General features: G+C 61.0%; 21 protein-coding genes and 1 pseudogene. 14 read left to right on the forward strand and 8 right to left on the reverse strand.

What is annotated here, in order from left to right; genetic code table 11:
- Nucleotides 1-19 precede the first annotated feature (19 nt).
- Nucleotides 20-1,255: an enterobactin transporter EntS gene (entS, locus tag N2K86_RS05630; RefSeq protein ID WP_260660770.1), complete on the forward strand. Its 1,236-nt coding sequence runs from the start codon at nt 20-22 to the stop codon at nt 1,253-1,255.
- 83 nt (nt 1,256-1,338) lie between these two features.
- Here the strand turns inward: entS and fepB are convergent, their stop codons facing one another.
- The gene (fepB, locus tag N2K86_RS05635; protein ID WP_260660771.1) at nt 1,339-2,298 is read right to left on the reverse strand and encodes a Fe2+-enterobactin ABC transporter substrate-binding protein; all 960 of its coding nucleotides are present in this window, start codon (nt 2,296-2,298) and stop codon (nt 1,339-1,341) included.
- Between the two features lie 188 nt (nt 2,299-2,486).
- Here fepB and entC point away from each other — a divergent pair, with 188 nt between their 5' ends.
- From entC to entH, 5 genes are read left to right on the forward strand one after another with little or no spacing between them, the layout of a single operon-like run.
- A complete protein-coding gene (gene entC / locus N2K86_RS05640) occupies nt 2,487-3,662 on the forward strand; it encodes an isochorismate synthase EntC (RefSeq protein ID WP_260660772.1) in 1,176 nt (391 codons plus the stop codon).
- A gap of 9 nt (nt 3,663-3,671) precedes the next feature.
- Nucleotides 3,672-5,282 carry a (2,3-dihydroxybenzoyl)adenylate synthase EntE gene (entE, locus tag N2K86_RS05645; RefSeq protein WP_260660773.1) on the forward strand — a complete coding sequence of 537 codons (1,611 nt, stop codon included), beginning with the start codon at nt 3,672-3,674 and terminating at the stop codon, nt 5,280-5,282.
- 10 nt (nt 5,283-5,292) lie between these two features.
- On the forward strand, nt 5,293-6,147 hold the full coding sequence (locus N2K86_RS05650) for an isochorismatase (RefSeq protein ID WP_260660774.1): 855 nt from the start codon (nt 5,293-5,295) through the stop codon (nt 6,145-6,147).
- Entirely contained in the window at nt 6,147-6,899 is a 753-nt protein-coding gene (gene entA, locus N2K86_RS05655) for a 2,3-dihydro-2,3-dihydroxybenzoate dehydrogenase EntA (protein ID WP_260660775.1), read from the forward strand. The genes N2K86_RS05650 and entA overlap by 1 nt, the downstream gene beginning before the upstream one ends.
- Nucleotides 6,899-7,312 carry a proofreading thioesterase EntH gene (gene entH / locus N2K86_RS05660; RefSeq protein ID WP_260660776.1) on the forward strand — a complete coding sequence of 138 codons (414 nt, stop codon included), beginning with the start codon at nt 6,899-6,901 and terminating at the stop codon, nt 7,310-7,312. The genes entA and entH overlap by 1 nt, the downstream gene beginning before the upstream one ends.
- 89 nt (nt 7,313-7,401) lie before the next feature.
- Here entH and N2K86_RS05665 read toward each other — a convergent pair whose 3' ends face one another.
- The 3 genes from N2K86_RS05665 to N2K86_RS05675 are packed head-to-tail and all read right to left on the reverse strand — an operon-like array spanning nt 7,402 to nt 9,684.
- A complete protein-coding gene (locus N2K86_RS05665; RefSeq protein ID WP_260660777.1) occupies nt 7,402-8,514 on the reverse strand; it encodes a M20 family metallopeptidase in 1,113 nt (370 codons plus the stop codon).
- A gap of 13 nt (nt 8,515-8,527) precedes the next feature.
- Nucleotides 8,528-8,992, reverse strand: coding sequence for a YjiG family protein (locus tag N2K86_RS05670; protein ID WP_010428441.1), 465 nt, complete (start codon nt 8,990-8,992; stop codon nt 8,528-8,530).
- Nucleotides 8,989-9,684 carry a nucleoside recognition domain-containing protein gene (locus N2K86_RS05675; protein ID WP_260660778.1) on the reverse strand — a complete coding sequence of 232 codons (696 nt, stop codon included), beginning with the start codon at nt 9,682-9,684 and terminating at the stop codon, nt 8,989-8,991. The genes N2K86_RS05670 and N2K86_RS05675 overlap by 4 nt, the downstream gene beginning before the upstream one ends.
- A gap of 268 nt (nt 9,685-9,952) precedes the next feature.
- Between N2K86_RS05675 and cstA the strand changes: the two genes are divergently transcribed.
- Both cstA and N2K86_RS05685 read left to right on the forward strand, forming a co-directional pair.
- Nucleotides 9,953-12,058, forward strand: coding sequence for a pyruvate/proton symporter CstA (gene cstA, locus N2K86_RS05680; protein ID WP_260660779.1), 2,106 nt, complete (start codon nt 9,953-9,955; stop codon nt 12,056-12,058).
- Between the two features lie 111 nt (nt 12,059-12,169).
- Nucleotides 12,170-12,367 carry a YbdD/YjiX family protein gene (locus N2K86_RS05685; protein ID WP_006809671.1) on the forward strand — a complete coding sequence of 66 codons (198 nt, stop codon included), beginning with the start codon at nt 12,170-12,172 and terminating at the stop codon, nt 12,365-12,367.
- On the opposite strand, the pseudogene N2K86_RS05690 reads toward N2K86_RS05685, so the two are convergent.
- The 3 genes and pseudogenes from N2K86_RS05690 to N2K86_RS05700 form a co-directional block, all read right to left on the reverse strand.
- Nucleotides 12,364-12,438 (reverse strand): annotated as a pseudogene (locus tag N2K86_RS05690) (helix-turn-helix domain-containing protein); the annotation flags it as partial. The gene N2K86_RS05685 and the pseudogene N2K86_RS05690 sit on opposite strands and share 4 nt — an antisense overlap.
- A 61-nt stretch (nt 12,439-12,499) precedes the next feature.
- On the reverse strand, nt 12,500-13,243 hold the full coding sequence (locus N2K86_RS05695; protein ID WP_260660780.1) for an SDR family NAD(P)-dependent oxidoreductase: 744 nt from the start codon (nt 13,241-13,243) through the stop codon (nt 12,500-12,502).
- Between the two features lie 57 nt (nt 13,244-13,300).
- Nucleotides 13,301-14,389: an oxidoreductase gene (locus N2K86_RS05700; RefSeq protein ID WP_260660781.1), complete on the reverse strand. Its 1,089-nt coding sequence runs from the start codon at nt 14,387-14,389 to the stop codon at nt 13,301-13,303.
- Nucleotides 14,390-14,548: 159 nt separating this feature from the next.
- On the opposite strand from N2K86_RS05700, the gene N2K86_RS05705 reads away from it, so the two are divergent.
- The 4 genes from N2K86_RS05705 (at nt 14,549) to N2K86_RS05720 (ending at nt 19,453) form a co-directional block, all read left to right on the forward strand.
- The gene (locus tag N2K86_RS05705) at nt 14,549-16,051 is read left to right on the forward strand and encodes a sugar ABC transporter ATP-binding protein (RefSeq protein WP_260660782.1); all 1,503 of its coding nucleotides are present in this window, start codon (nt 14,549-14,551) and stop codon (nt 16,049-16,051) included.
- Nucleotides 16,048-17,043, forward strand: coding sequence for an ABC transporter permease (locus N2K86_RS05710; protein WP_260660783.1), 996 nt, complete (start codon nt 16,048-16,050; stop codon nt 17,041-17,043). The genes N2K86_RS05705 and N2K86_RS05710 overlap by 4 nt, the downstream gene beginning before the upstream one ends.
- 19 nt (nt 17,044-17,062) lie before the next feature.
- Nucleotides 17,063-18,127 (forward strand): sugar ABC transporter substrate-binding protein, encoded by a 1,065-nt coding sequence (locus N2K86_RS05715; protein WP_260660784.1) that lies wholly within the window; start codon nt 17,063-17,065, stop codon nt 18,125-18,127.
- 84 nt (nt 18,128-18,211) lie between these two features.
- Nucleotides 18,212-19,453, forward strand: coding sequence for an LVIVD repeat-containing protein (locus N2K86_RS05720; protein WP_260660785.1), 1,242 nt, complete (start codon nt 18,212-18,214; stop codon nt 19,451-19,453).
- Nucleotides 19,454-19,538: 85 nt separating this feature from the next.
- Here the strand turns inward: N2K86_RS05720 and mtnK are convergent, their stop codons facing one another.
- Nucleotides 19,539-20,738 (reverse strand): S-methyl-5-thioribose kinase, encoded by a 1,200-nt coding sequence (gene mtnK / locus N2K86_RS05725; protein WP_260660786.1) that lies wholly within the window; start codon nt 20,736-20,738, stop codon nt 19,539-19,541.
- Nucleotides 20,739-20,841: 103 nt separating this feature from the next.
- Between mtnK and mtnA the strand changes: the two genes are divergently transcribed.
- Both mtnA and N2K86_RS05735 read left to right on the forward strand, forming a co-directional pair.
- Nucleotides 20,842-21,858, forward strand: a complete 1,017-nt coding sequence (gene mtnA, locus N2K86_RS05730; RefSeq protein WP_260660787.1) for an S-methyl-5-thioribose-1-phosphate isomerase — start codon at nt 20,842-20,844, stop codon at nt 21,856-21,858.
- A gap of 43 nt (nt 21,859-21,901) precedes the next feature.
- The gene (locus tag N2K86_RS05735; RefSeq protein ID WP_260660788.1) at nt 21,902-22,372 is read left to right on the forward strand and encodes an SRPBCC family protein; all 471 of its coding nucleotides are present in this window, start codon (nt 21,902-21,904) and stop codon (nt 22,370-22,372) included.
- Nucleotides 22,373-22,424 lie beyond the last annotated feature (52 nt).

Here is a 22,424-nt window from a genome sequence, read left to right on the forward strand (position 1 = left end):
TTACACTCAAGGCTTTGTCATGAATCAAAAATCCTGGCTGCTCAACCTCAGCCTGCTCAAAACGCACCCGGCGTATCGCGCCGTTTTTATCGCTCGCTTTATCTCCATTTTGTCCCTCGGCCTGCTCGGCGTGGCCGTGCCGGTACAAATCCAGAGCATGACGCACTCCAGCTGGCTGGTGGGGTTATCCGTCACCTTAACCGGCGGGGCGATGTTTATTGGCCTGATGGTCGGCGGCGTGCTGGCTGACCGCTACGAGCGTAAGAAGCTGATCCTGCTGGCGCGCGGCACCTGCGGCGTGGGCTTTATTGGGCTGTGTCTGAACGCCATGCTGCCGGAACCATCGCTCATCGCCATTTATGCGCTGGGGCTGTGGGACGGCTTTTTTGCTTCGTTAGGCGTGACGGCGCTGCTGGCGGCAACGCCCGCGCTGGTGGGGCGTGAAAACCTGATGCAGGCGGGGGCGATCACCATGCTCACCGTGCGCCTGGGCTCGGTGATTTCGCCGATGGTGGGCGGCCTGCTGCTGGCGACAGGCAACGTGGCGTGGAACTACGGGCTGGCGGCGGCGGGAACCTTCATCACCACGCTGACCCTGTTGCGCCTGCCGCTGCTGCCACCTCCGCCGCAGCCGCGCGAGCATCCGCTGAAATCGCTGATGGCCGCGATTCGTTTTCTGTTCAGCAACCCGCTAATTGGCGGCATTGCGCTGCTCGGCGGCCTGTTGACCATGGCGAGCGCCGTGCGCGTGCTTTACCCGGCGCTGGCAGGGGAATGGCAGATGAGCGCCTCGGAAATTGGCGTGCTGTACGCCGCTATTCCGCTCGGCGCGGCGTGTGGGGCGCTGACAAGCGGCAACCTGGCGCAGAGCGCGAGACCGGGGCTGATCATGCTGGTGGCGACGCTGGCCTCGTTTATCGCCATTGGTTTCTTCAGCCTGATGCCGGTGTGGGCGCTCGGAGTGATGTGTCTGGTGCTCTTCGGCTGGCTGAGCGCCATCAGTTCGCTGTTGCAGTACACCCTGATCCAGACCCAGACGCCGGAAGGGATGCTCGGGCGCATTAACGGCCTGTGGACGGCGCAGAACGTCACGGGGGATGCGATTGGCGCGGCGATCCTCGGCGGGCTGGGGGTGATAATGACTCCGGTGGCGTCGGCGAGCAGCAGCGGGTTTGCGTTAGCGATGATTGGCGTGATTTTGTTAGTGGCGTTGGTGGAATTGCGGCGGTTCAGGCAGGAGAGTGCTCCGGTGTGATTTGCCGGGTGGCGGCTTCGCCTTACCCGGCCTACATTTTGCACCCGTAGGCCCGGTAAGCGAAGCGCCACCGGGCGCAGGCATTACCCAAAAATTGCCTCTAAACGCTGCAATACCAGCATCGCGCTGTAATAGTCCAGGCGGAACGTCTCGGTTCCCAATGCCCAGACGCGCTTGTTCTGTACCGCAGGCAGGTGTGCCAGAAGCGGGTTGGCGTAGATGGCATCCACGTCTTTCTGGTCGCCCGCAAACACAAACAGCCCTTCGCCGTTCAGTCCCGTCGCCAGGTTTTCACCCCCTAACTGGATAATGTCGTGGCGTTTGCCCTGACTTTTTGAGGTGTGCAACCCGGCAGGCACATCCGCCAGCGTAAAGCCCAACTGATGCAGCAGCTTGCCCTGTGCCGATTCCGCAGTCCACAGGTTGGCGCTGTGCGCGGCGGCGGTGTAGACGATGGCGTTCACCGGCTGCGGCGGCAGCGTCATCTGCTGTTTCACCTGGGCGAGCTGTTTATCAAATGCGGCAATACGTTCTGAGGCCTGTTTCTCCTGCCCGGTGATCGTACCCAGCTGCGTCAGCAGCGTCTGCCAGCTCTTGTCGTCGTAGTTGATGATAAGCGTCGGGGCGATGGCGGAGAGCTGATCGTACAGCGCCAGCGCGGAATCCCCGCCGGTGGCGCTGATCAAAATCAGATCCGGCATCTGGGCGGCAACCGCTTCGGCGCTCGGCTCGCCAATGTACAGCCGCGCAACCTTGCGCTGTTTCGCGATATCACCCCACTGGCGCAGGAAACCCTGCCCATCCGCCACGCGGTTGTTCGGCGTGGTGGCGCCGCTGGCGACGACCGGTGCGTCAATCGCCAGCAGGGAGCCGGTTAAGGTCACGCTGGTGGAGACAATACGCATCGGCTTGCTATTAAGCGTGTGAACGCCGCGGCTGTCAGTTACCTGACGCGGCCAGTCGGCGGCGATGACTGAGGTTAGTCCTAAAACAAAAAGTCCTGTTAAAAGAAGGGTGTTACGTAAAAAGGCAGGGATTTTCACAGAGCGTCATCCTGTTTTTGTTGAAGTTAATGCTTCTCATTTTCATGATTGCCGGGAAGGGATGCAAGCGTTAGTCGCACAAGTTGTTTGCTCTGCGGTTGACAGCGGGGCGATGTGGGATTAGGTTAGCCGACGAAAATATAAATGATAATCATTATTGCTTCTTTTATCATTTTAAGGAGGATGATATGGATACGTCCCTGGCTGAGGAAGTTCAGCACACCGCGACTACGCTGCAATCAGACAGCTTTTTCTTTATGTCGCCTTACCGCAGCTTTACCACGTCCGGCTGCTTTGCCCGTTTTTCTGAACCCGCCGTTGGCGGCGACGATCCGGCAGGCCGCTTCCAGCAGAAATTAGCCCAGGCTTTTCAAAACGCGAAGGCCAGCGGCATCGCCCATCCGGTCATGGTAGGGGCAATCCCGTTCGATACCCGCAAGCCGTCGTCGCTGTTTATTCCTGAACGCTGGCAGACGTTTTCTCGCCCGGCGCGCCAGCAGTCTTCACGCTATTTCTCCGCTGCGCAGTCACTGAATATCGAAAAACGTACCGAGATCCCCCCGCAGCCTGTGTTTGAAGAGATGGTCGCCCGCGCCGCGGCGCTGACCGCCACGCCGCAGGTGAACAAGGTCGTGCTCTCGCGCCTGATTGATATCGCGACCGATAACAACATTGATAGCGGTGCGCTGATGGAGCGTCTTATCGCCCAGAACCCGGCGAGCTTTAACTTCCACGTGCCGCTGGAAGACGGCGGCGTGCTGCTGGGGGCAAGCCCCGAACTGCTGCTGCGTAAAGAGGGCGCACACTTTAGCTCGCTGCCGCTGGCAGGCTCGGCGCGTCGTCAGCCAGACGACGTATTAGATCGCGAAGCGGGCAATAAGCTGCTGGCCTCCGAAAAAGACCGCCACGAGCACGATCTGGTGACCCAGGCGATGAAGGCCATTCTGGCACCGCGCAGCCATCATCTCAGCATGCCGGATTCTCCTCAGCTGATTACCACGCCGACGCTGTGGCATCTGGCAACGCCGGTAGAAGGCGAGGCGCGTGAAAATGAAAATGCCCTGACGCTGGCCTGTCTGCTGCACCCGACGCCTGCACTGAGCGGTTTCCCGCACCAGGCGGCGAAAGAACTGATCGCCGAGCTGGAGCCGTTCGACCGCGAGCTGTTCGGCGGCATCGTCGGCTGGTGCGACAGCGAAGGCAACGGCGAGTGGGTAGTAACCATCCGCTGCGCGCGTCTTCGCGAAAATAGCGTTCGCCTGTTTGCCGGTGCGGGCATTGTTCCCGCCTCCTCGCCGGTGGGCGAGTGGCGCGAAACCGGCGTGAAGCTCTCCACCATGCTCAACGTGTTTGGTTTGCACTAAGGAATATACATGACCATCCCTTTTACCCGCTGGCCTGAGGAATTTGCCCGCCGCTACCGCGAAAAAGGCTACTGGCAGGATCTGCCGCTGACCCACATCCTGACGGACCATGCGGACAGCGATGCCGTGGCGATTATTGACGGCGATCGTCGCATCACCTACCGCGCGTTTAATCAGGCGGTGAACAACCTGGCGTCCGCCCTTCAGGCACAGGGGCTGCATCGCGGCGAGACGGCGCTGGTGCAGCTTGGCAACGTGGCCGAGTTCTACATCACCTTCTTCGCGCTGCTGCAAATCGGCGTCGCGCCGGTCAACGCGCTCTTTAGCCATCAGCGAAGCGAGCTGAACGCCTACGCGGAGCAGATCAAACCCACCGTACTGATTGCCGATCGCGACCACGCGCTGTTTGCTGGCGATGATTTTCTGAATGCCTTTGTGGATGCACACCGCTCGGTTCGCGTCGTGCTGCTGCGCGGCGATCGGGGTGAACACGCGCTGGAAGCGGCGATGGCCCGCCCGGCGGACAATTTCATCCCGAACCCGACGCCCGCCGACGAAGTGGCGTTCTTCCAGCTCTCCGGCGGCAGCACCGGCACGCCGAAGCTGATCCCGCGCACGCACAACGACTACGACTACAGCATCCGCCGCAGCAACGAGATTTGCGGCATTACCGCCGAAACGCGTTACCTGAATGCCTTGCCTGCAGCGCATAACTACGCCATGAGCTCCCCGGGATCGCTTGGTATCTTCACCGCGGGCGGCTGCGTGGTGCTGGCGAACGACCCGAGCGCCACGCTCTGCTTCCCGCTGATTGAGCAGCATCAGATTAACGTCACCTCACTGGTGCCGCCCGCGGTCAGCCTGTGGTTGCAGGCGATTGCCGACGGCGCGGGGAACGCCCAGCTGAAATCCCTCGAACTGCTCCAGGTGGGGGGCGCGCGCCTGTCCGCCACGCTTGCGGCGCGGATTCCGGCAGAAATTGGCTGCCAGCTTCAGCAGGTGTTCGGCATGGCGGAAGGGCTGGTGAACTACACCGCCCTCGACGACGCGCCGGAGCGCATCATCAATACCCAGGGCCGCCCGATGTGCCCGGATGATGAAGTGTGGGTGGCGGACGAGGACGGCAACCCGCTGCCGCGCGGGGAAGTCGGGCGTCTGATGACGCGCGGGCCGTACACCTTCCGCGGCTACTTCAACAGCCCGGAACACAACGCCAGCGCCTTTGATACCGACGGCTTTTACTGCTCGGGCGATCTGATCGCCATCGACGAGCAGGGCTACATCACCGTGCAGGGGCGCGAGAAGGATCAGATCAACCGCGGTGGGGAGAAGATCGCCGCCGAAGAGATCGAAAACCTGCTGCTGCGCCACGAAGCGGTGATCCACGCCGCGCTGGTGAGCATGGAGGACAGCCTGCTGGGCGAAAAAAGCTGCGCGTACCTGGTGGTGAAACAGCCCCTGCGCGCGGTGGAGATGCGCCGCTTCCTGCGCGAGCAGGGCGTTGCCGAATTCAAGCTGCCGGACCGCGTGGAGAGCGTGGATGCGCTCCCGCTCACGCCGGTCGGCAAAGTCGATAAGAAACAGTTGCGCCTGTGGCTTGCTGAACGCGCCCGGGGCTGAGGAACAGAGTATGGCCATTCCAAAATTAACCGCATACGCGCTGCCAACCGCAGCAGAGCTGCCGACCAGTAAAGTGAACTGGGCGTTTGAACCTGAGCGCGCGGCGCTGCTGATCCACGATATGCAGGAGTACTTCCTGAATTTCTGGGGCGAAAATAGCGCGATGATGCAGCAGGTAGTGGCGAACATCGCTAAACTGCGCGCGTACTGCAAAGAGCACAATATTCCGGTGTACTACACCGCCCAGCCGAAAGAGCAGAGCGACGAAGACCGCGCCCTGCTGAACGACATGTGGGGGCCGGGCCTGACCCGCTCGCCGGAGCAGCAGCGCATTGTCCGTGAACTGACCCCGGACGAAGCGGACACGGTGCTGGTGAAGTGGCGCTACAGCGCGTTTCACCGCTCGCCGCTGGAGCAGATGCTGAAAGAGACGGGCCGAAACCAGCTGCTGATTACCGGCGTGTACGCCCACATCGGCTGCATGACCACCGCCACCGACGCCTTCATGCGCGACATCAAGCCGTTCTTTATTGCCGACGCGCTGGCGGATTTCACCCGCGACGAGCACCTGATGTCGCTGAACTACGTGGCCGGACGCTCGGGCCGCGTGGTGATGACCGACGAGCTGCTGCCGTCCGTTCCGGCAACGAAAGCCGCGCTGCGTGAGCTTGTTCTGCCGCTGCTGGACGAGTCCGACGAGCCGATGGATGACGAAAACCTGATCGACTACGGTCTGGACTCGGTGCGCATGATGGCGCTGGCCGCCCGCTGGCGCAAAGTGCACGGCGATATCGACTTCGTGATGCTGGCAAAAAATCCAACAATCGACGCCTGGTGGGCGCTGCTCTCCCGCGAGGTGAAGTAATGGGTTTTGATTTTACCGGCAAAACCGTCTGGGTGACGGGCGCGGGGAAGGGGATTGGCTACGCGACGGCGCTGGCGTTTGTTGAGGCGGGCGCACAGGTGACCGGCTTCGATCTGGCGTTTCCGCAGGATGATTACCCGTTCGCCACCGAAACCCTGGACGTGGCGAACGCCGCACAGGTGCAGGAGGTGTGCGGGCACGTGCTGACAACGCTTGAGCGGCTGGACGTGCTGGTCAACGCGGCGGGCATTTTGCGCATGGGGGCGACGGACCAGCTCTCGCTGGAGGACTGGCAGCAGACCTTCGCGGTCAACGTCGGCGGCGCGTTCAACCTGTTCCAGCAGACGATGGGCCAGTTCCGCCGTCAGCAGGGCGGGGCGATAGTCACCGTGGCGTCCGACGCGGCGCACACGCCGCGCATCGGGATGAGCGCCTATGGTGCGTCGAAAGCGGCGCTGAAAAGCCTGGCCCTGACCGTCGGGCTGGAGCTGGCGGGCAGCGGCGTGCGCTGTAACCTGGTGTCGCCGGGCTCAACGGACACCGACATGCAGCGCACCCTGTGGAAAAGCGACGACGCGGAGCAGCAGCGCATTCGCGGCTTTGGCGAGCAGTTTAAGCTTGGCATTCCGCTGGGCAAAATTGCCCGTCCGCAGGAGATAGCTGCGACCGTGCTGTTCCTTGCCTCCGATGCCGCCAGCCATATTACCCTGCAGGATATCGTGGTGGACGGCGGCTCCACCCTGGGGGCGTAATGATCTGGAAACGTCATTTATCCCTCGATGAGCTGAATGCCACCAGTCTGAACACGATGGTGGCGCATCTTGGCATTATCTATACCCGCCTCGGGGACGATACGCTGGAAGCCGAAATGCCGGTGGATGCGCGCACCCATCAGCCGTTTGGCCTGCTGCACGGCGGCGCGTCGGCGGCACTTGCGGAAACGCTCGGCTCAATGGCCGGTTTTCTGATGACCCGCGACGGACAGAACGTGGTGGGAACAGAGCTGAACGCCACGCACCATCGCGCGGTCTCTCACGGCAAGGTGCGCGGCGTGTGTCAGCCGCTGCATCTGGGGCGTTCCAGCCAGAGCTGGGAGATTGTGGTCTTTGACGAGCAGGGGCGGCGGTGCTGCACCTGCCGGTTGAGTACGATGGTATTGGGTTGAACGGTGCAGAATTGCCGGGTGGTGGCTTCGCCTTACCCGGCCTACACCTCACACGTAGGCCCGGTAAGCGAAGCGCCACCGGGCAATGTTTACAACATCGAAACCACCCGCTTCAACAGCCGAATCCTCGGTTCAATGGATGCTTTATCCAGCCATTCCGCGGGGCTGTGGAACCCGGCGCCAATCGGCCCCAGGCCGTCGAGCGTCGGGATACCCAGCGCGGCGGTGTGGTTGGCATCGCTGCCTCCGCCGACCGCCTGCCAGGTAATGTCGATACCCTCCGCTTTTCCTGCGGCTTCAACCTGCTGCATCAGGGCCTGCGTCGCAACGCTGGCTGCCATCGCCGGTTTGTGATTCACCCGCGTCAGGGTCGTGGTCACGCCGTCTGAAAAGCCTTTTTCGCATAATGCCTCGAGCGCCTGATTCACCCGGTCGTACTCGTCGTTTTCCCAAAAGCGCACGTCGAGTTCGGCTACGGCGTTATCCGCCACCACGTTGGCCGCGCTGCCGCCGTGAATCACCCCGACGTTGAGCGTGGTGCCGCGATCCCAGTCGGTTAGCGCATTAATGGCGATGACGCTGTTCGCCAGGGCGGTAATTGCCGAGCGGCCTTTCTCCGGATCGTTGCCCGCGTGTGCCGCTACGCCGCTGAAGGTCAGGTGATAGCCCGCCATCCCTTTACGCGCTTTCACCAGCGAACCGTCCGCGCGGGCGGCTTCGCACACCAGCACGCAACGGGAACGCTTAGCCAGCTCGCCAATCCATTCGTGGGAATACACCGAGCCGGTCTCTTCGTCCGGGTTCATCGCCACAGCAATCGCGAGACGATCTTTGTCCGCGGCGTCGAGCCCGCGCATCGCCCACAAAATATTCAGAAGTCCGCTCTTCATATCCGAGACGCCGGGGCCGTACAGACGGGTACCGTCCTCGCTCATCGGGCGCTCGGCGACGGTGCCCGGGGCAAACACGGTATCCAGGTGCCCGACCAGCAGCACGTCAAACTGCTCCGCCTGCGGCTTGTTGCTGACGAACACACCGGGGCCTACTTTATCACCCAGATTAACCTGCTCGGTGTGCCAGCCTTCGCGCTGCCAGAGCTGCTGCATGATGCCTGCCACGGCGGCAACGCCCGCAATGGTCTGGGTGCCGCAGTCCACGTTCACCAGGGTTTTCAGCTCTTCAATATAGTGGTCAAGATTCATGTTCACGTCCTGTTCAGAGAATAATGCGCATCAGCAGCATGGCTAAAAACGCGTTGACTACCGAGATGGCGATCATCAGCGGGATACGTTTGGCGCGGGTGCCGATCACGCCCAGAATGCGGCCCAGATACTGCACCTGCGAGCCCATCAGGTAGATAGCGGGCGCCAGGATCGCCAGGTGCTCGCCGGTGATAATGCCTTTATCAAACAGGCCGATGGCGACGCCGATCCCGCCGCCCATCGACATCCAGCCGCCAATCAGCACCGCGGCGGCTTCACCCGGCAGGCCGAACAGGCCCATCAATGGGGCGAAAATCATACCCAGCCCTTTCAGGGCGCCGGTAATTTCCAGCGCCTTGATGATGATAAATGCCATTACCACGTTGGGCAGGGTGCTGCTGGTAGCGATGCTCCAGCCTTTGCGCGCGCCCTCGACGAAGACATCGGTAATCACGGGGTTAGACTGTGGGGCACTCATGCGGCGTCTCCTTTACGGGTGAAGGACAGAATCAATCGCAGCAGATTTGCGCCCACGATTTTCATGATGAACATGACGGCGATACAGGCTCCGATGGACGTAGGTACCGCCGCCGTGCCGTCAACGGCGACCAGCGTGAAGAGGATCGCCCCGGAAGAGAAAAAGTTGGTGATCATCGCCCCAGCGGAGAACTGGAACATGGCAAAAACGTCTTTCTCTTTTTCGCTGATTTGCCCTTCATCAGACAGGTTGCGGGTCAGCGACGCGCCCACGTCGGTGCTTTGCAGGCTGCCAATCAGCGCCAGCCCGGTGGTGCCGGGAATGCCCAGCAGCGGGCGAAGCAGAGGGGTTAAGAGTTTGCGGGCGGCACGCAGCGCGCCATAGTGCTCCAGCACGTTGATCATCCCCAGCGCGAACATCACCGCGGGAATTAAACCGAGCGCGAAGAGAAACCCGTCCATCGCGCCGCTGCCGCCGGTGCCGCGAAAGGCGCTGCTGGCCGTGGTTAACGTACCGTCATCCAGACTGGCTTTGCTGACGACTTTGCCAAATGCGCCGTTTAGGGTGGTGAAATCAAAGACGCCGTACCACTCTTTTCCGCCTAACAGGCCGGAGAAGAAAACGGCTGCAAACGCCAGGGCGAAGTACGCGCCCGGCCCGACCTTATAATCCTGAGGTACAGAACTGTTCATATCCTTTTCCTTGTATGTACGCGATTGCGCAGGAACATTCTGGCGAGGTTATGACCAAAAAAAATGATACAAATCATTCCGTAAGGCGGTGCATGGATGAAAAAGGCAAAAGTGTGACCGAGGACGTCACGAAAGTGATCGGCTTAACAATGTGGTGTAAATGTCTGGTTTGACCACGCATTATTGCGTTTCAAAGTTGTTAAATTTTTCCGGTTGTTCTAGAAACAAAATGTAACATCTCACTGTTTCACAACAACGGATAACCACTATGAACAACTCAGGGAAATACCTTACATGGGCAGGGCTCTCCGTTGTGGGAGCCTTTGCCCTGGGCTATATCGCCCTCAACCGGGGGGAGCAGATCAATGCGCTCTGGATCGTTGTCGCCTCCGTCTGCATTTATCTGATCGCGTACCGTTTTTATGGCCGCTATATCGCGAAGAACGTTTTAGGCGTTGATGCAACGCGCATGACGCCTGCCGTGCGCCACAACGACGGGCTGGACTACGTGCCGACCGATAAAAAAGTGCTGTTCGGTCACCACTTTGCGGCGATTGCCGGAGCGGGCCCGCTGGTGGGGCCGGTGCTGGCGGCGCAGATGGGCTACCTGCCAGGGATGATCTGGATCCTCGCGGGCGTAGTGCTGGCGGGCGCGGTGCAGGACTTTATGGTGCTGTTCGTCTCCACCCGTCGCGACGGTCGTTCGCTGGGTGAGCTGGTGAAAGAGGAGATGGGGGCAACCGCCGGGGTGATCGCACTGGTGGCGACCTTTATGATCATGGTGATCATCCTCGCGGTGCTGGCGATGATCGTGGTGAAAGCGCTGACCCACAGCCCGTGGGGAACCTATACCGTTGCCTTCACCATTCCGCTGGCGCTGTTTATGGGGATCTACATTCGCTATCTGCGCCCGGGGCGCATTGGTGAAGTGTCGGTGATTGGTCTGGTGTTCCTGGTGTTCGCCATTATCTCCGGCGGCTGGGTGGCGGAAAGCCCAACCTGGGCACCGTTCTTCGACTTCACCGGCGTACAGCTGACCTGGATGCTGGTGGGATACGGCTTTGTAGCGGCGGTGCTGCCGGTATGGCTGCTGCTCGCTCCGCGTGATTACCTTTCCACCTTCCTGAAAATCGGCACCATCGTCGGGCTGGCAATCGGCATTCTGATTATGCGCCCGACCCTGACCATGCCCGCGCTGACCAAATTCATCGACGGCACCGGCCCGGTCTGGACCGGTAACCTGTTCCCGTTCCTGTTTATCACCATCGCCTGCGGTGCGGTGTCCGGCTTCCACGCGCTGATAGCCTCCGGGACGACGCCGAAGATGCTGGCGAATGAAAATCAGGCCTGCCTGATTGGCTACGGCGGCATGCTGATGGAGTCCTTCGTCGCTATCATGGCGCTGGTCTCGGCCTGCATTATCGACCCGGGCGTGTATTTCGCGATGAACAGCCCGATGGCGGTCCTGGCACCTGCCGGCACCGTTGACGTGGTCGCCTCTGCCGCGCAGGTGGTCAGCGGCTGGGGCTTTGCCATTACCCCTGAAACGCTAACGCACATTGCTAATGAGGTAGGCGAGCAGTCGATTATTTCCCGTGCGGGCGGCGCGCCGACGCTGGCGGTCGGCATGGCGTATATTCTCCACGGTGCGCTGGGCGGGCTGATGGATGTCTCGTTCTGGTATCACTTCGCCATCCTGTTTGAAGCGCTGTTTATCCTGACGGCGGTAGATGCCGGTACGCGTGCGGCGCGCTTTATGCTCCAGGACCTGCTGGGCGTGATCTCCCCGAACCTGAAGCGTACCGACTCACTCCCGGCTAACCTGCTGGCGACGGCGCTGTGCGTGCTGGCGTGGGGCTACTTCCTGCACCAGGGCGTGGTCGACCCGCTGGGTGGGATTAACACCCTGTGGCCGCTGTTTGGGATCGCCAACCAGATGCTGGCGGGCATGGCGCTGATGCTCTGCGCGGTGGTGCTGTTCAAGATGAAGCGCCAGCGTTACGCGTGGGTGGCGTTAGTGCCAACCGCATGGCTGCTGATTTGTACCCTGACGGCAGGCTGGCAGAAAGCCTTCAGCCCGGACAACAAGGTGGGCTTCCTGGCAATCGCCAACAAGTTCCAGGCGATGATCGACAGCGGTAAGATCCCGGCGCAGTACACCGAGTCGCAGCTGTCGCAACTGGTGTTTAACAACCGTCTGGACGCTGGGCTGACTATCTTCTTTATGGTGGTGGTCGTGGTGCTGGCGTTGTATTCTCTCAAGACCGCGCTGGCGGCGTTGAAAGTCGATAAGCCAACGGCGAAAGAGACACCTTACGAGCCGATGCCTGAAAACCTGGACGAGATTGTCACCCAGGCCAAAGGGGCGCATTAACCAAAAACCCCTCACCCCAGCCCTCTCCCCGAAGGGGAGAGGGTGTTGTAAGTTCCCTCTCCCCTTTGGGGAGAGGGGTAGGGTGAGGGGGAAACAAACGAGAAATGACCTATGTTCGACACCCTCTCCAAAGCAGGTAAGTACCTGGGCCAGGCCGCCAAAATGATGATTGGCGTGCCGGACTACGACAACTACGTCGAGCATATGCGCGTCAACCATCCGGACCAGACGCCCATGACCTACGAAGAATTTTTCCGCGACCGCCAGGACGCCCGCTACGGTGGCAAGGGTGGGGCGAAGTGCTGTTAACCCTCTTTCGGTAAATAGAGGCTGATCTGCTCCTGTTTACAGCCGTAAATTGCCGCCAGCTCCTGACGCGAACCGTCGAGAGCGCTCGGGAAGGCCTCTGTCGGACGACAGAGGCTTGCAGTAAATTTGCGATCAGGCGTTCAAACCGCCGTCTACGTCCAGACCGGTACCGGAGATCTGCCCGGCTGCCGGGCTGGCAAGAAACGTGACCGCCGCCGCGACGTCTTCCGGCTGACCATAGTGACCGACCGCAATCATCTGGCGCTGGGCTTCGGCCTGTTCCCCGTCTTCCGGGTTCATATCGCTGTTGGTGGGCCCGGGATGTACCAGGTTAACGGTAATGCCGCGTGGCCCCAGATCGCGCGCCAGCCCGCGGGTCAGGGAGTTAAGGGCAGACTTGGTCATCGAGTAGACGGCTATGCCCGGCTGCGCCACGCGGTTCGCCAGACAGCTGCCGATGTTGATGATGCGCCCGCCGTCGGACATGTGCACCAGCGCTTCCTGGATGGCGATCACCACGCCGCGGATGTTGACGTTGATCAGGGCGTCAATATCCGCCAGCGTCATGGACTCCAGCGGGCCGCCGCGCGCGATCCCGGCGTTGTTGACCAGTATGTCCAGCCCGCCGAGGGAACGCGCCGCATGGGTGACGGCATCCTGAATCGCCTGCGCGCTGGCGCTGTCCGCCTGCACGGCTTCGCTGTGTCGTCCCAGCGCCTTAATCTCATCGGCGACCGCCTGGGCTTTATCGGCAGATTTTTCATACGTAATAATCACATCCGCACCGGCGCGCGCCAGCGAGAGTGCAATTGCCCGACCCAACCCACGGCTGGCACCGGTTACCAGCGCCTTCTTACCTGTTAAATCGATCTGCATGATGACCTCGTAGCAAGAGTATAAAGAATCATCATTAGGTATAGACGGTCGAGGCGATTAACGGCTGAAGGATTCCACTTTCTCAAACGCGGCGCGCAGAACGTCAGGCGTTAACGCAACCGGTAAATAGTGAATCGACTCCACCGGGCGCAGGGTGTGGGCAATGACCTTATCCAGCTCTTCTCGGTTATTGATGTCGACGTCCAGCTCGCGAAGCCGGGTCGGCAGGTTAAAGCGCTGGTACGCCGTCACCAGCTGCGCCAGCACGTCATCCTGGCCGAGCAGGGCGCTTTGCACCAGAATGCCGTAGGCCACCTTGGTGCCGTGCAGGTATTTTTCCGTCTGTGGCAGCACGGTTAAGCCGTTGTGCACCGCATGTGCCGCCGCCACGCGCGTATAGCGTTCGCCCAGGCCACCGACCATCCCGCCACCGGCGATAATCGCATCCACCACGTCCCGGAACGCCTGGGTCTGTTCGCCGCGCTGCTGGTCGGCCAGCGCTTCCTCACTGTGTTCCAGCAGCACGTCGCGGATCGCCAGCGCGCCGTTAATGCCCAGCCGCACGGTCAGCGGCAGGGTTTCCGGCTCAGGTGCCAGCACCACCGCTTCGTACCACTTCGCCAGCGTATCGCCGATGCCCGCGAGCAGGTACTCCGCCGGGGCGTTAAGAATGATTTGTGGCTCTACCAGCACCAGGAAGTTGGCGTCGTCGAAGATCTCAAAATGCAGCGCCTGACCGGCATCGTTGTACCAGACGGAGAGCGGGGTCCAGGCCGCGCAGGTGGCGGCAATGGTGGGGATGCCCACGAACGGCACCCCTAAGCGGCGCGCCACGGCCTTGACGGTATCCATCACCGCGCCGCCGCCGACGCCAATCACCACGCTGGCGTCGCTGCCGGATTCGTTCACCAGATGGGTGACGTCGCGCTCGCTGCAGTGGCCTTTAAACAGCAGGTGTATCGCCCCAGGCGCGTTAAAACTGTCCGGCAGGAAAGGGCGCGCGCCGTCGATAGCGCGCTCGCCGTAGATCCACACCGCGCGGGAAAGCTGCTCCGGGGTAAAGAAATCATTCAGATGCGCAAGGCTTCCGGGATGAGAGAAGTAGTTCGCCGGGCCAGGCACGACGCGGATATCGGTGTTGCTCATGGTGTTGTCCTTTTTTAGCAAGCGCTAACCCGATGTTATGTCTGGACATCCGGATGGCTAATAATATTTCGCTTTATCTTATGCCTTTTCCGTCGTTGTCAGTCAACCGGAGCTGTGAAAAATTCGATAAATCAGAAGAGTAATGAAGGATTTACGCGGATGGTTTCCAGTCGCCTTGAGATGCGCGGTATCAGTCTGGCCTTTTCGGGCTTTCAGGCGCTGTCGCGCGTGGATTTCACCTTAACCGGCGGCTCCGTGCATGCGCTGACCGGTGCCAACGGCGCGGGGAAATCAACGCTGATGGCGGTGCTCTGCGGCACGCACGACCACTATGAGGGCGAAATCTCCATCAATAACCAGCCGGTAAGCATCCGCGAGCCGCTTGATGCCAAACGGCTTGGGATCCACCTCGTACAGCAGGAGGTGGACGTGGCGCTGATCCCGGGGTTAAGCATTGCCGAAAACATCATGCTCGACCAGCTGGCGCAGCCGGGGCATCGCTTCAACTGGCTCGCCGTCCGCCAGCAGGCGAGACAGGCGCTGGCGCAGCTGGATGTCTCTCTGGACGTACGCCGTTCCATCGACGGCTGCACGCTTGCCGAAAAGCAGCAGATTTTGCTGGCGCGCGCCCTGTCCCACCACTGCCGTTTTTTGATTCTTGATGAACCCACCGCGCCGCTGGACGCGCACGAGAGTGAGCGTCTTTTTGCGGTGGTGAGACGTTTAAAGCAGCAGGGCATCGGCGTGGTGTTTATCTCCCACCGCATTCACGAGCTGAAGGCCATCTGCGACACCCTGACGGTGCTTCGCGACGGCAAGCTGATCGAGTCCGGCCCGATGGCCGATCTTAGCGGCGAAGCGATCGTCGAGAAGATGCTCGGCCACGTGCTGAGCGATATCTATCCGCCCGCGCGACCGCCGCACGGCGAAGAGACGCTGCTGCGGGTGGAAGGGCTGCACGACGACGCGCTGCTGAAAGATATCTCCCTGCACCTGCGCAAGGGCGAAATCCTCGGGATTGCCGGACTGGCGGGCGCGGGGAAAACCGAACTCTGCAAGGCGCTGTTTGGCGCCACCAAAAGCCGCGTGGCAAACGGCGAGTTGAATCATCAATCCTGGCAGCCGCGTGACCCGGCCGACTCCGTGCTGCGCGGGCTGGCCCTGGTGCCGGAGGAGCGGCGTAAAGAGGGGATTTTTATCGACGAGCCGGTGAGCATGAATCTTGCCGTGTGCGCGGATAACAGCTTTTCGCGCTGGAGCCTGTTTGGCCATCGTCAGGCGTGGCGCTGGGCGGAAGAGGTGATTGCTCGCGTCGGCGTGCGCGCCCGAGGACCGGGGCAGGTGCTGCGCCGCTTATCTGGCGGCAACCAGCAGAAGATCGCCATCGGTAAATGGCTGTGCAATGACGCCAGCGTGCTGATATTCGACGAACCAACCAAAGGCGTGGACGTGAAGGCGAAAACCGATCTGTTCCAGCTGATCGACGGCCTGGCGCGCGAGGGCAAAGGGGTCATTTACGCCTCGGGCGAGTTTGCCGAGCTGGTCGGGCTGTGCGACCGCATCTGCGTGCTGTGGGACGGGCGCATCGTGGCGGAAATCGCCGGGGCCGAGGCCCGTGAAGAAACACTACTTTATTATTCAACCGGAGGAACGGCGTCGTGAGTAAGGCCCTTTCAGTGACCGCGACGGCGTCTGGCCGTCAGCAAATTTTCGATTTTCTCTACAAGTGGGGCATGCTGTTAACCGTCGTCGCGCTGGTGGCCGTCTTTGGCCTGGCGTCGGACAGCTTCCTCGATCCGAACAACATCATCAATATTCTGCGCTCGATTGCCATCGTGACGGTGATTGCCATCGGCGTGTCGATCTCGCTGACCATCGGCGGGTTCGATCTCTCTGTCGGATCCACCGCCTCGCTGGCGAACGCGCTGGTGATTTCCCTTTTCGTCTGGCACGGCTTCGGTACCACCGAGTCGATTCTGATCACCCTTGCGCTCTGCACGCTGGTGGGGCTGTTTAACGCCTTTCTGATCGTCATCCTGCGTATTCCGGACATGCTCGCAACGCTTGCCAGCCTGTTTGTGATTCAGGGCGTGGCGATGACCTACAGCTACGGCGGGTCGATTACCGAGAACATGGTGCTGCCGAGCGGCGACATGGCGGAAGGGACCATTCCGGCGGCGTTTAGCCTGCTGGGGCAGGTGCCGACCATCGTGATCGTCATGCTGGTGGTGACTGTGCTGGCGCAGTTGGGTCTCTCGTTGACCACTCATGGACGCCGGATGTACGCCATTGGCGGCAACCCGGAGGCTGCGCGTCTCTCCGGCATTCGTACCACGCGCTACAAGGTGGCGGCCTACGTGATCGCCTCGCTGCTGGCGGGCCTGGGCGGGATTTTGCTGGCTTCGCGCATCGGTTCGTCGCAGGTGAATGCGGGCGGCGGATACCTGATGGATGCGGTGGCGGCGGCATGGATTGGCTTCTCGCTGGCCGGATCCGGCAAGCCGAACGCGCTGGGAACCCTGGTCGGGGCGGTCATTCTCGGCGTGCTGTCGAACGGGCTGGTGATGCTCTCCGTGCCGTATTACGCCATGGACATTATAAAAGGGCTGGTGCTCGCGGTGGCACTGGCGATTACCTACATACAAAAACGCTGACAACACAACGGGATAAAAAATGAAAAAGATTGCACTCTCTTTGGTGGCACTAGGGTTGCTCACTGCTCTGCCAGGCTTCGCGGCTACCCCCGCGCCGCTTCCGGCTGCCATTGCGAACCATGACGGCCCGATCCGCATCGCGGTGATCCGTAACCTTGGCTCAGACGACAACACCACGCAGTTTATTGCTGGCGCAATTCAGGAAGGGAAGAAGCTCGGCTTTAAGGTCAGCACCTTTTTAAGCAACGGGGACGATGCCAAATTCCAGGACTTCGTGAACCAGGCCATCAGCCAGAAGTACGACGGAATTATTCTCTCTCAGGGGCGCGATCCGTACTCCACCGCGCTGGTGAAGAAAGCGGTAGATGCCGGAATCAAGGTCGCCGTGTTTGATACCGCCGTCAACGGCGAGATCCCGGGCGTGACTGTTACCCAGCAGGACGATGCCTCTCTGACCAATCTCTCCTTCGGCCAGCTGGCGAAAGATTTCAACGGCAAGGCCAATATCGTCAAGCTGTGGGTGGCGGGCTTCCCGCCGATGGAACGTCGTCAGGCAGCCTATAAAGAGCTGCAAAAGCAGTATCCGGACATCAAAGAGCTGGAGTCCATCGGCGCCGTCTCCTCTGACGTGCAGGGCGATACCGCCAACAAGGTGGGTGCGATCCTCGCGAAATACCCGAAAGGTAAAATCGACGCCATCTGGGGCACCTGGGACGCCTTCAGCCAGGGCGCGTATAAGGCGCTGAAAGAGAACGGCCGCACCGAGATCAAGCTCTACAGCATCGACATCTCCAACCAGGATCTGCAGCTGATGCGTGAACCGGGGAGCTCGTGGAAGGTGAGCGTGGCGGTGGATCCGAAGCTGATTGGCGCGACTAACGTACGCCTGATTGCCAATAAGATTGCCGGAGAAGCGACGCCTGCGACCTACGATTTCAAAGCGGCCGCCATTCCGCAGGCGCTGCTCACTGCCCAGCCGGGCGCGGTGAACGTGGCGTCTCTGGGAAAAATCATTCCGGGCTGGGGCCAGACGGAAGATTTTATCGCGCCGTGGTTTGCGACCCTGGAAGCCAGGTCAAAATAATGCCCGGTGGCGCTTCGCTTACCGGGCCTACGGTGTTGTAGGCCGGATAAGGCGCAGCCGCCATCCGGGCGAAAGGACGCCACTATGTATGCATTACCTCAACCCGAATACAGCCGCAATATGCGGCTGATTGGCCATAGCGACCAGGGCGGTCGCCCGGACGGCGTGCAGCTGATGGTGCATCGCGGTTTCGCCTATATCGGCCACATGGTGTCGCAGGGCTTTTCGATTGTCGACGTGCGCGACCCGAAGAACCCGAAAGCGGCGGGCTACGTGCCCGCGCCGCCCGGCACCTGGAACGTGCACCTGCAGGCGCATGACGATCTCCTGCTGGTGATTAACGCCCGGGATCTGTTCGCCGATGCGCGCTTTGCCGACGAGAAGGTCTACTACACCCGTCAGGTGGGGGAGACCGTCAGCGACGTGCAGGACAAAGGCTGGAGCGCCGGGCTTCGCGTTTTTGATATCTCCACGCCGGACAGGCCGCGTGAAATCGGCTTTCTGTCGCTGAGCGGCATTGGCATTCACCGCATCTGGTACGTCGGTGGCCGCTGGGCGTACGTGTCGGCGCTTATTGACGGCTTTACCGACTACATCTTCCTGACCATCGATCTGGCTGACCCGCGCAAGCCTGAGGTGGCGGGGCGCTGGTGGCTGCCGGGGATGAACCAGGCAGAAGGGGAGAAGCCGAACTGGCCGGAAGGGAAACGCTACGCGCTTCACCACGCGATTATCGCGGGCGATACCGCCTACGGCAGCTGGCGCGACGGCGGCCTGACGCTGCTGGACGTGAAGGATCGCACTCAGCCGAAATTGATTAGCCACCGCAACTGGAGCCCGCCGTTTGGCGGCGGGACGCACACCGCGCTGCCGCTGCCGGACCGCTCGCTGCTGGTGGTGCTGGACGAAGCGGTGCTCGACAATCAGGAAGACGGCGAAAAGCTGATCTGGCTGTTTGATATCCGCGAGCCGTCGAACCCGGTGAGCATCTCGACCTTCCCGCAGCCGGATGAAACCGACTACGTGGCGAAAGGGGCGCATTTCGGCCCGCACAACCTGCACGAGAACCGGCCGGGGAGCTTCGTCAGCTCGACGCTGATTTTTGCCACGTATCAGAACGCGGGCGTGCGCGCGTATGACATTTCCAATCCTTATCGGCCGGTTGAAACCGGGGCGCTGGTGCCCGCCGCGCCAGAGAGAATGATGGACACGCGGCCGAATCGTCCGCAGGTGATCCAGTCGTGCGACGTGTTTGTGGATGCGCAGGGGATTATTTACAGCACGGATTATAACGGTGGGTTGTCGGTGATTGAGTATTTGGGGTGAGATTTTGCCCGGTGGCGCTGCGCTTACCGGGCCTACACTCGGATCGTAGGCCGGGTAAGGCGAAGCCGCCACCCGGCAAAAGCACTCAACTGTACTGCCGCACCCGTGCCACCAGATCTTCCGCGCTGTCGATGCGCTCGGCAATCACAATCAGTGCCTTGCCGAGCGTTATCGCGTGGCGCAGGCATTCGTGGCGCATGGCTTCATCCTGGATGGTGTCGATATCCGCCACGTGGGAAAGCCCGACGCTGCGGCGAATGAGCTCGGTGCCGCAGAAGCCGATGGCGTCATGCCAGACCTTTTTCAGGAACGCGGAGGCATAGCCCGGTGCGCCGAGCGCGGCGTCGCGCGTTTTTTCGTTCGCCAGCGCCTGGAAGCGCTCCGCGAAGGTATTCCACAGTTCCTGAATATCGGTCAGGCGCTGCTCGCGCGCGGCAGCGGCATCGCGAATGCCCAGATGTCCCGGCAGGCCGCAGAAGTTCAGCAGCAGGTTGCCGATGGCGGTGCCGACGTCAAAACCAATCGGCCCGAAATAACCGAACTCGGCGTCGATGGCCTTCAGGCTGCCGTCGGCCACAAAAATCGAGCCGCTGTGAATGTCCCCGTGCAGCAGAGCTTCAGCCTGAGAAAAGAAACGGTGCTTCAGGGAGGCTACGGCAATTTTGAGCTGGGCGTCGTCGCGCAGGGCCGCTACGTCATTTTCCAGCTCGGCCGGGTAGCTGTTGCGCTCGTGGATCTGGTAGGGATCGTTGAAGAACAGATCTTCGGTGATCTCGCACATTTCAGGGTTGATGAATTTCGCCACCTGCGCTTTTTTCTCGTGCGGGTGCAGGTAGAAATCGCTGGTGTGGAACAGCGCGTGCGCGAGGTATTCGCCCAGCTGCTGCGCCGCCTGCGGGTAGTAAACGTTGTTGATCAGCTCGCCGCGCCAGATGCGATGGCTGGAGAGATCTTCCATCACCATCACCGCCAGTTCCGGGTCATAGTGGTGGATTTTCACCGTGTGCTGCGGGCTGTGCTGGTAGTGTTCGACCAGGGTTTGCGCTTCGAGACGGGCGCGGTCCAGCGTCAGCGGCCAGGACTCGCCGACGCAGCGCACGTAGGGCAGCGCCTGCTTAACGATGATGCGGCTCACGCCCGCGCTGTCGAAAATTTTGAACACCAGATTGAGGTTGCCGTCGCCTACCTCCTGCGCCTCCACCAGCGATGATGGGTCATCAAGACCGCCAAACTGCCTGGCATACTCCACGGCGTCCTGAGCGGTAAAGGTACGGTATTGCGACATGGCCTGTTCCTCACGGTTTGCTAATAAAGACATGTAGACGTCTATACATCTGGATTTCATCCTGACACAATGTGCTACAACAACGCAACAGGGAATTAACGACATGCAGACATTACAGACGACCAGCCTGCGGGTGGCGGATAATCAGCTCTTTATTCTCGACCAGCAGGCGCTTCCGCAGGAAAAACGCTGGCTGGATGCCTCGACGGTAGAGGCGCTGGTTGGGCACATTCACGCCCTGCGGGTGCGCGGCGCGCCGCTGATTGGTCTCTCTGCAAGCCTGCTTCTGGCGCTGCTGGCGGAAAATGGTAAAAGCCGCGACGAGCTGGCGGCGGCGCTGGACACCCTGCGCGCCTCTCGCCCGACGGCGGTAAACCTGATGAACAATCTCGACCGCATGAAGCTCGCCCTGTGGCAGGAAGAGTATGTTCCGGCGCTGGTAGCCGAAGCGCTGCGCCTGATTGACGAAGACAAACGGCTTTGCGACGCCATTGCGAAAGCGGGCAGCGCGCTGGTGAAACCCGGCAGTCGCCTGTTGACCCACTGCAACACCGGCGGGCTGGCAACGGCGGGCGTCGGCACCGCGCTGGGCGTGATTGCCCGCGCGCACCAGGAAGGCAAGGTCAGCAACGTCTGGGTGGATGAGACTCGTCCGCTGCTGCAGGGCGGTAGATTGACCGCGTGGGAGCTTGGCGAGCTGGGCGTGCCGTATCAGCTGATTACCGATTCCATGGCCGCCAGCCTGATGGCGAAAGGGCAGGTAGACGCCGTGTGGGTGGGGGCAGATCGTATTGCCGCCAACGGCGACGTGGCGAACAAAATCGGGACCTATTCTCTGGCGGTGCTGGCGAAATTCCACGGTATTCCGTTCTATGTAGCTGCCCCGCAAACGACCCTCGACCCGGACTGCCCGAACGGTGACGCGATCCCGATTGAACAGCGCGCTGCCAGCGAGGTGACGGGCGTAGCCGGAAGCTTTGGCGCGGTGCAGTGGGCACCGGAAAACGCGCAGGTCTATAACCCGGCGTTTGACGTGACCCCAACCTCGCTGATTAGCGGCTGGGTGCTGGATACGGGTGTGGTCACCCCTGAAGAGGTAGCGAAAGGGAAATTTGCCTGAGTGGGACTATCCTTGTAAGGGGTTCCCTTTAGAGGACGTTATCGTGAGGCTCGATCCTGAAACAGACTTAAAACTGGAGCGCGTGGTGGACGCACCGCGCGACCTGCTGTGGCTCTGCTGGACTACGCCCGAGCATATCAAAAACTTCTTCATTCCTGCTCCCCATAAGGTGACCGAATGCGACCTCGACCTCCGCGTGGGCGGACGGTTCAACACCGTGTTTGAGGTGGACGGACAGCGGATGGATAACCGGGGCGTATTTCTTGAAATCGATCCCGGGAAAAAGCTGGTCTTTACTGACGGCTATAGCGAAGGCTGGAAGCCTGCCGAGAAACCGTTTATGACGGCGATCCTGCTGCTGGAAGACGTAGGCGAGGGCAAAACCCGCTACACGGCGATAGCACGTCATCCGACGAAGGAAATCCGCGAGCAGCACGAGCAGATGGGCTTCCACGAAGGGTGGGGGATTGTGCTGGATCAGTTGGTGAGGTATGCAAAAGGGCTTAACGCGTAGTGCGCGCTGGTGCCCTCACCCCGACCCTCTCCCACTGGGAGAGGGGGAAAGT

It is taken from the genome of Enterobacter mori (genome assembly GCF_025244905.1).
GTDB lineage: Bacteria > Pseudomonadota > Gammaproteobacteria > Enterobacterales > Enterobacteriaceae > Enterobacter > Enterobacter mori_A.

Excerpts from the sequence above, each read along its gene's own strand:
- N2K86_RS05650 (WP_260660774.1), top strand. The coding sequence starts at position 5,293 with ATGGCCATTCCAAAATTAACCGCATACGCGCTGCCAACCGCAGCAGAG.
- N2K86_RS05695 (WP_260660780.1), bottom strand. The coding sequence starts at position 13,243 with ATGCAGATCGATTTAACAGGTAAGAAGGCGCTGGTAACCGGTGCCAGC.
- N2K86_RS05715 (WP_260660784.1), top strand. The coding sequence starts at position 17,063 with ATGAAAAAGATTGCACTCTCTTTGGTGGCACTAGGGTTGCTCACTGCT.
- N2K86_RS05705 (WP_260660782.1), top strand. The coding sequence starts at position 14,549 with ATGGTTTCCAGTCGCCTTGAGATGCGCGGTATCAGTCTGGCCTTTTCG.
- N2K86_RS05665 (WP_260660777.1), bottom strand. The coding sequence starts at position 8,514 with ATGAATCTTGACCACTATATTGAAGAGCTGAAAACCCTGGTGAACGTG.
- entE (WP_260660773.1), top strand. The coding sequence starts at position 3,672 with ATGACCATCCCTTTTACCCGCTGGCCTGAGGAATTTGCCCGCCGCTAC.
- entA (WP_260660775.1), top strand. The coding sequence starts at position 6,147 with ATGGGTTTTGATTTTACCGGCAAAACCGTCTGGGTGACGGGCGCGGGG.
- N2K86_RS05700 (WP_260660781.1), bottom strand. The coding sequence starts at position 14,389 with ATGAGCAACACCGATATCCGCGTCGTGCCTGGCCCGGCGAACTACTTC.
- entS (WP_260660770.1), top strand. The coding sequence starts at position 20 with ATGAATCAAAAATCCTGGCTGCTCAACCTCAGCCTGCTCAAAACGCAC.
- N2K86_RS05685 (WP_006809671.1), top strand. The coding sequence starts at position 12,170 with ATGTTCGACACCCTCTCCAAAGCAGGTAAGTACCTGGGCCAGGCCGCC.
- N2K86_RS05675 (WP_260660778.1), bottom strand. The coding sequence starts at position 9,684 with ATGAACAGTTCTGTACCTCAGGATTATAAGGTCGGGCCGGGCGCGTAC.
- mtnK (WP_260660786.1), bottom strand. The coding sequence starts at position 20,738 with ATGTCGCAATACCGTACCTTTACCGCTCAGGACGCCGTGGAGTATGCC.
- cstA (WP_260660779.1), top strand. The coding sequence starts at position 9,953 with ATGAACAACTCAGGGAAATACCTTACATGGGCAGGGCTCTCCGTTGTG.
- entH (WP_260660776.1), top strand. The coding sequence starts at position 6,899 with ATGATCTGGAAACGTCATTTATCCCTCGATGAGCTGAATGCCACCAGT.
- entC (WP_260660772.1), top strand. The coding sequence starts at position 2,487 with ATGGATACGTCCCTGGCTGAGGAAGTTCAGCACACCGCGACTACGCTG.
- N2K86_RS05720 (WP_260660785.1), top strand. The coding sequence starts at position 18,212 with ATGTATGCATTACCTCAACCCGAATACAGCCGCAATATGCGGCTGATT.
- N2K86_RS05670 (WP_010428441.1), bottom strand. The coding sequence starts at position 8,992 with ATGAGTGCCCCACAGTCTAACCCCGTGATTACCGATGTCTTCGTCGAG.
- mtnA (WP_260660787.1), top strand. The coding sequence starts at position 20,842 with ATGCAGACATTACAGACGACCAGCCTGCGGGTGGCGGATAATCAGCTC.